This window comes from Candidatus Woesearchaeota archaeon, assembly GCA_021734105.1.
In the GTDB taxonomy this organism is placed as follows: Archaea; Nanobdellota; Nanobdellia; order Woesearchaeales; family SKGA01; genus SKGA01.
In genome coordinates this window covers 1-7,389 of record JAIPJP010000038.1, presented here as the reverse complement: position 1 = coordinate 7,389, position 7,389 = coordinate 1, and the positions used below count along the sequence as shown (strand labels likewise).

Sequence of the window (7,389 nt, the reverse complement as noted above, 5' to 3'; positions counted from 1 at the left end):
ATTAGAAACTCAGATGGCTTCTGGGCTCTCCTTTCCCGAAGCGTTTAAGAAACTTACTCCGCAGCGTGAGAAAGAATATTTATCGTGGGATTTTTATGTGAAAGGTTTTATTGATGCGGTTGAAACTGCTGATGGTAATATTCGTTTAATGGATTATAAAACGTCTAAGCGTGCAAAACTTAGTGATGAATATAAATTACAATTAGCAATTTATGCACTGCTTTATGAACTTGAGCATAAGGAAAAACCTCATGAAGTTGGTATTTATTTCTTAAAATTTAAGGGTGTTGATGCTGAGCAAGTTTTACCTGTTGATGAAGAATTAATTAAACATGCAAAATTTAAAATCGAACAAATCCATATGTCCACAACAACGGATAATATTGCTGATTTTCCTCAGAATAGAAGTCCTTTATGTAAGTGGTCTTCTGGTCAATGCGATTTTTATGATTATTGTTACAACGGGAAGGAAATTCCTCCACTACTAGAGCCTGTTGTTAAGAATGAGAAGAAATAATTTATTTTTCTTTTTTCTTTTCTTTCATAGCATAAACAATTATTGTCACATAAATTATTGTGTATAGTGTTCTTGTAATAACATCTATGGTTGTTACTTGTCCTATGAATGTTGTAGTTATTAATAGCATGCCTATTATTGCTGTAATAATACTACAGGTGTATGCTTCTTTTTTTTTGGTGAGTAATTTCACTCCTGCTATAATTGCTAGTATAGTAAATGTAATTTGTAAAATAAATATGATAAAAAATAATATTTGTGGCGAGCTTTCAAAAAAGAATTTATTTAGTTGAATAAGTAATTTTGTTGAGCCTATTACTGCAAAGAGTGTTCTTGTAGCAATTACAAAAAAGAATATAGAAATTAGAGTTACTTGCCAAGGAGTTTTATTTCTTGTTTCTACTTTTTTCATGTTCTTTTGAATTTGTTTTTTTAGTTATAGTTCTTCTTTTTGTAATTGTATTTTCTTTAATAACTTTTTTCTTGCTTGTTGCTTTTGCCTGACTATAACTTCGTTTATGTCTTGGTGAATGTTCCCAATGTGTTGGTCTATTAAAATTATGTGCGTGATTTATTTTTACAAGTTTCTTGCGATGCCAGCGATAAATAATTGGCGTACCGAGTTGCAATTCTAAGTTTGGAATATCGGTATCACTAATGAGTTCGATGTGTTTAATAAGTGCTCGCAGACTATTGCCGTGTGCTGCGATAATGACATTTTTTCCTTTTTGCACTTCTGGCAGGATGTGTTTCTTAAAATAAGGTACTGCTCGTTTGTAGACATCTTTAAGACTTTCTCCGCCAGGTGGTCGAACATCGTAGCTTCGTCTCCAGTTGTGTACTTGTTCTTCGCCCCATTTTTTTCGGGCCATATCTTTGTTAAGGCCTTGGAGTTTTCCGTAATATCTTTCATTAAGCTTTGTTGATGAGTAAATAGGAATTTCATTTTCTTCGAATTCTTTTCCGTGGTTGTGCATGGACCATGCTTTTCGTTGTTTTGATTCGTGAAGAAAAATACCTGTCTTTTTTTGATGTGCTAAGATGAGAACGAGTGTTTCGTTAGCTCGCATGAGTTTACTCGTGAATGCAACATCAATGTTGATATCGTTAAGTTTTTCTGCAGCAATAAGTGCTTCATGGATACCTACTTCTGTGAGTGGTACATCTACCCATCCAGTGAATTTATTATCTACATTCCAGCGACTCTCGCCGTGTCGTACGAGTATAATATGTCCCATACAGCTAGTCTAGATATTTTCATTTATAAATGTACCGCCACATTTATATATTAGTTATTACTATCTAGTAGTTATGAAATTATCTATTGGTATAGCTATCTTGCTTTCCTTTATTGCAGGTATGATTCTAGCTGGTTTGTTGTCTCAAATGCCTGTAGCGAGTGCTTCTCCTGAGCAATTCTCGCCGTTTGATAGGATAACTGAAGAACAAGTGCGGGTGTATCAAGATAGTATTATTATTCATGTAGAGAACGCGAAATGGGCTTCTTTTACTGATACAAACTCAATGGATCCTTTCATTGATAAAGGTGCAAATGCCTTGCAAATTATTCCGCAAACAGCAGAAGAAATACACATTGGCGATATCATTACTTATGCAGGGGATACTGGACGAATTATTCATCGTGTAGTTTACATCGGTGAAGATGATGCTGGTTGGTATTGTATTGTGAAGGGCGATAATAATAAAGTTGCAGACCCTGGTAAAATTCGGTTCAATAGGATCGATAGAGTTTTATTTGGAGTGTTATATTAAAACCAAGTAATTAGATGAAATATGATTAAATGAAATACGAATGAGAATAAAAAATGAAATCAAAAAATATGTTACCTCTAAAATCTCAAGAAGAAATTAGTAAACACATCGAAAAATTAGAAACTAAACTGGATTCTCTTGCGCCTGTAGAGTGTGATTTTGGAGATGGGCTTCTCTTAAATTTCCGTCTGGCTAATCTTTATCGTATGAATGGCAATATTGATATGGCTGATAGCTATTCTATTAAAACGTATGATTTATTAGCTAATGAAGCAACAAATATGGTTGTTGGTATAGAGCAACGCAGTAGAATAAAATCCTATCTTACTAACTATTTTGGCTTTACAAAAAAATAATCTTCTTGTTGCAAAGGTTTTTTCTTTTTTCCTTCTCATTTTATAAAGTAGTTCTTCTTTCTTTTGCTGTATGGACATGACTATTCCACATAGAATTCTTTCTGCTGAAAAAGTAGAAATTAAACCCTTCTTTAAAGAACAATATCAAAAGATTCTCGGTCCAAAATATGATGATTTTATGGATTATTCTTTTCGCTACTTAAGAAAATGTATTCGAGTAAACACGCTTAAAATGGATGTGCATATATTACAATCGCGTCTAGAACGTCAAGGTTGGCTATTAACGCCTGTTCCTTGGTGTAAAGAGGGTTTTTTTATTGAAGGTCATAAAGAATTTCATCGTTTTGATATAGGAAATCTTGTCGAGCATAATTTAGGATATTTTTATGTGCAAGAAGCAGCATCCATGCTTCCGCCGGTTGTTTTATTCAGCGATATGCGAAATGATAAAGCGAACACAGACAACCAGAACTCCGATCAGGAGTATGACAGTTCACAACACTCTGCACAGCATGACAGTTCACAGCACATTGATTTGCATGACAGTACGCAGCGCCCTGAACAGCATGACAGTTCACAACACTCTGCACAGCATGACAGTTCACAACACTCTGCACAGCATGACAGTTCACAGCACATTGATTTGCATGACAGTACGCAGCGCCCTGAACAGCCGTTGGCTGTTTTAGATTTATGTGCAGCTCCTGGTTCAAAAACATCGCAACTCGCACAATACATGAACAATGAAGGATTACTTATTGCTAATGATGTTGATATTTCTCGGCTTCGTCCACTTGGACTCAACTTACAACGTATGGGCATCACAAACACGTTAGTGGTATTAAATGCTTTTCAGCGAAGTAAAAAAAGCACGAGACTTCGGCATCCTTTTCAAGGAGAGCCTTTTTTTGATAGAATTTTAGTTGATGCTCCTTGTAGCGGTACAGGTACTATTCGTCGAAGTTTTAAAATGCTTGAAATGTATTCAGCAGGTTTTGTGCGAAGACTCGTAGCAATTCAAAAAGCATTAATTCTTAATGCGTATCAATTGCTCAAACCTGGTGGGACCATGGTATATTCGACGTGTTCTCAAGAACCATTTGAAAATGAAGGCGTGGTATCTTATTTGCTAGGAAAAGAACCAACAGCAAAGCTTCTTGACATAGATCTTGATATTGTGCGAAGTGAACCATTTATGGAGTTTGATGGTGAAACGTTTCATCCTGATGTTAAGAAATGTTTAAGAATTTATCCTCAAGATAATAATTCTGAAGGTTTTTTTGTTGCAAAAATTAAGAAAACTTTCTAAATTACTTATTTATATTGTTATGTCATTAGTGTTCTTTTCTTATACTTATGTTAAACAGTTTATTGTATTCTAAGTCTAACCAATAATAATAATAATAATAATAATAATAATAATAATTCTGAGCAATCATTAAATTTATATTGGACTGCAATAAATACTGTTGCGTAGCACAAGAGAATTGTTTGGGGTTTGCCTGCGTCTAAATTTTTTATACTAGAATAATTCCAATAACTACTAACACAAGGCCTACTCCAATCGCGCCAACCGCTATTATGCCGTTGGTATCAATATTTGCAAAATACTTCTTAAGCCGTTGTTTTGCTTGTGTTAACTTTTTCGTAATTCCTTGAAATGATATCTCTACAGTTTTTGCCATTTTTTTGTTTGGTGTGAACTTGAAAATTTTTTAATTTTCTTTGTTTTCGCCAGCGTAGTATTTTTTTACCATAATTTTTTAATGAAATCCCACAGTTTTGCAAGGAATCCTTCTGGTGCTTCTTCTTCATTTGTATCCGTATTTTTTGAATTACTTTTTGCTGTAGTACTATTTCTGGTTGTTTCTTCTACAGCATCATCTTTTATTTCATCAGCAACTTCATTGTCATCTTGAGTTGGTAGTTGAATAGGAATACTTGTTGTTATGCTATCAGTATAGTTGTGACTGTCCACTATTCCTGTAGTGATAACCTCTATTTTTTCTTTTTGATACGCTTCTGGTATGTGAATAGTTAGGCTGTACATTTCTTCTTTTGTTTCACTGCCTAAATAGTTGATTTTCTTTTTTTGAATACCTTGTATAATTTCTGCATCTTCGCTTGTTGTTTCTAATTTAATATCGTAGATGTCTTCAGTAATTTCATTACTTGCAGTAATAACTAAGTTTATATCATCTCCAGGGGCTGGTTTATCTGCACTGACAAATATATCAAATCCCAAGATATTTTCTGCACCTTTAACTAAATAATTATTTTCTTCCTTGCACGTAAATTTTTGTCCTGCTTCTGTTTGGTACGTTGCAGTAATGGTAAATGGATATTCTTTGTCTTTGGTACTAAATGGCATTTGATATCGTTGGTTATGGATAATTTTCGCTCCTTCTCTAAATATGTTTGGGATTGTGAACGGTATATCTTCAAATGCGGTGTGAATAGTTCCATTAATAGCATAATAATCATCAAGGTCGCCAACATTTTTTAGGTTAGCGGTGAATTGTAGTTTTCTTCCTGCTTGTATGGTTGGTTCGTTAAAGGAAAAATAACAATTAAGTCCATCTGTTTCAACAGTAATATTTTTTGTACCTGAGAATTCGTACGCTTTATCTTTAACACTTAAATCGCCTTCGTACATAATGCCGAAGTTACCTACAAATGGCGTTCCTATTCGAATAGTAAATCGTTTTGTTTCTTTTGGTTGCAGAGTGGTTGTTGTTCCTAATGTGTTAAATGCATAGGTATTAAGATTTGATTGTCCTCTGATAAACAAGCTAAGGGGAACATAAATTCGAAGATTATTAACTGTTAGTTCTTCATTTTCATTATTAGTTATTTTGAATTCAAATTCTGTCGGTTGATCTCTTTTAATGGTGGTGGGTAATGTTGTTTGCATAATATATGGTTCTAATACTTCTATTGTCGCGCTTGATGATGATTTTTTAATATCTGTTCCATCTTCTGAATCATACATTAGTTGTGTTGTATAACTTTCTTTGGTATTATATGAGATTCCTTTTATTTTATATTTGGCGCTCCATACTTTGTTTGGATAAAGGTTAAATGTACTTTGTAATTTGTTGTTTGCTGATTGGAAAAATGTTGATTCGTGCCATTCAATTTCAAATCCTTCCGGTATTTCTTCAGTTATTCTTGCATTGGTGATTGGATAATCGCCACTATTTTGCACAGTAATTTCAACGGTTCCTATTTCATAGAGTGAAAATTTTGTTTTTTCAAATGTTCTGGTGACATCTACTTTTGAAGAATAATCATACTCCATAATTTGTATGTGAATTGCTGGTTGTAGCGCTCCTTGGTCATCAATGAGGATGTTATCTTTTTCAAAGCTTTTATTCAAAAAACAATAACTTCTATTTTCATTTACATCACAAGTACCTATGCTGATAATTACTTTATCGTCATCTTTGCCGATACGCAGTGTTCCACCATTTTGGTTGTGTTCATCATCTGTTGGTCTGAATTCTCCACTCATAAGCCTCACACTATATTCATGGTCATTAAAATTAAATGTTTCATAATAGGAATACCAGCCCGAAACTTTCGCTTCAGAAACAGCAACTGCTCCAGGAAGAAGTATTGCAAACAGGCCTAAAATAATAATGGTGCTAAGCAGTTTATTCATATACTCCATTCTTAAAATCTCATCCTTATATGCTTTTCGTTTATAAATAGCCATTTTAAAAGAATGACAAATGAACGCTGCTAAGGCATTATTCTAAAGAAAAACGAGCTAAACGCATTCTTGGCTGAGCAACATAATTAACAATACAGCCGCAATTTCCTAAGATATTTTTTGAGTTACCTTGTAAGCTGTGTTGTAAGATTTTTTTTAAGATGCATTGTAAGATGCATTGTAAGCTGTGGAGTCGTTGGCTGTATATTATGAACTTCTTTAATAAATAGGTTAATAAACTTGTTCGCGAACGCAAAACGTTTATAAAGAACTGATTTTATTCTATCTAATATGTCCCTTCAAGAGCTAGCAAACTCTCTTTCAGCAGTAGAGCGCAAAGTTTTACCTCATCTCACTGCCGATATAACAACAACTGAATTAGTTGTAAAATCAGGTTTACAAGATGTTGAAGTGAAGCGCGCTTTGATGTGGTTGAGCAATCGTAATGTTGTCTCTCTTGAGCACACAGCAAAAAAAGTTGTTGTTCTTGGAACAAATGGTGAGCTAGCAAAAGAGCATGGTCTTCCTGAAATACGAATTCTGACAGCATTAATGCAAGGTCCCAAGCTAGCACAAGCATTAGAGTCTGATACGTTGCCTCGCGGAGAAATTATGGCTTGTATTGGTATTTTAAAATCGCATCAAGCAGCAACGGTTGAAAAAACTGATCAAGGATTGATTTTTTCTATTCTTCCTGCTGGAAAAGTCTTAGTGGAGCAGCCAGTGTATCAGCCACAAATATTTTTCAGCAAACATAAATCTTTCCCCTTATCCTTTGATGAACTTTCAAATGATGAAAAAGAGATGATCAAAGAATTATCGAAGCGAAAAGACATGCTTAAAGTTGAGGAACAAAAAGAAGTTCTTGTTCATGTTACTGTTGTAGGAAAACAATTGCTCGCAGCCGATATTGACACATCTAATATTGAAGAACAATTAACTGTTGAAATGCTTAAGACAGGGAGTTGGCAAGGAAAAATATTTCGAACATACGATGTGCAAAGTCCCGTTCCTCGATTAACTGGTCT

Annotated in this window: 9 protein-coding genes; 5 read left to right on the top strand and 4 right to left on the bottom strand. The window is 34.2% G+C overall.

All coding sequences use genetic code 11. The features are described from left to right. On the top strand, positions 1 to 517 hold a 517-nt coding region (locus K9M74_05600; protein MCF7799349.1), incomplete at its 5' end, for a PD-(D/E)XK nuclease family protein. Between the two features lies 1 nt (position 518). Here the strand turns inward: K9M74_05600 and K9M74_05595 are convergent. After that, positions 519 to 929 (bottom strand): hypothetical protein, encoded by a 411-nt coding sequence (locus K9M74_05595; protein ID MCF7799348.1) that lies wholly within the window; start codon positions 927 to 929, stop codon positions 519 to 521. Further along, on the bottom strand, positions 904 to 1,755 hold the full coding sequence (locus K9M74_05590; GenBank protein MCF7799347.1) for a histidine phosphatase family protein: 852 nt from the start codon (positions 1,753 to 1,755) through the stop codon (positions 904 to 906). Before K9M74_05590 ends, K9M74_05595 begins: the two co-directional genes overlap by 26 nt. A gap of 73 nt (positions 1,756 to 1,828) precedes the next feature. Between K9M74_05590 and K9M74_05585 the strand changes: the two genes are divergently transcribed. The 3 genes from K9M74_05585 to K9M74_05575 all read left to right on the top strand — a co-directional run bounded on the left by K9M74_05585 (position 1,829) and on the right by K9M74_05575 (position 3,955). Beyond that, positions 1,829 to 2,290, top strand: a complete 462-nt coding sequence (locus K9M74_05585; protein MCF7799346.1) for a hypothetical protein — start codon at positions 1,829 to 1,831, stop codon at positions 2,288 to 2,290. 53 nt (positions 2,291 to 2,343) lie between these two features. Continuing rightward, positions 2,344 to 2,646 (top strand): hypothetical protein, encoded by a 303-nt coding sequence (locus K9M74_05580; protein ID MCF7799345.1) that lies wholly within the window; start codon positions 2,344 to 2,346, stop codon positions 2,644 to 2,646. A gap of 70 nt (positions 2,647 to 2,716) precedes the next feature. Then, complete coding sequence (locus tag K9M74_05575) at positions 2,717 to 3,955, top strand: hypothetical protein (GenBank protein MCF7799344.1); 1,239 nt, start codon at positions 2,717 to 2,719, stop codon at positions 3,953 to 3,955. Between the two features lie 208 nt (positions 3,956 to 4,163). Here K9M74_05575 and K9M74_05570 read toward each other — a convergent pair whose 3' ends face one another. Both K9M74_05570 and K9M74_05565 read right to left on the bottom strand, forming a co-directional pair. Then, positions 4,164 to 4,331, bottom strand: a complete 168-nt coding sequence (locus K9M74_05570) for a hypothetical protein (GenBank protein MCF7799343.1) — start codon at positions 4,329 to 4,331, stop codon at positions 4,164 to 4,166. A 65-nt stretch (positions 4,332 to 4,396) separates the two neighbouring features. Next, the gene (locus tag K9M74_05565) at positions 4,397 to 6,364 is read right to left on the bottom strand and encodes a hypothetical protein (protein ID MCF7799342.1); all 1,968 of its coding nucleotides are present in this window, start codon (positions 6,362 to 6,364) and stop codon (positions 4,397 to 4,399) included. Between the two features lie 288 nt (positions 6,365 to 6,652). Between K9M74_05565 and K9M74_05560 the strand changes: the two genes are divergently transcribed. Further along, the coding region (locus tag K9M74_05560) for a hypothetical protein (protein MCF7799341.1) at positions 6,653 to 7,389 on the top strand (737 nt) is incomplete at its 3' end.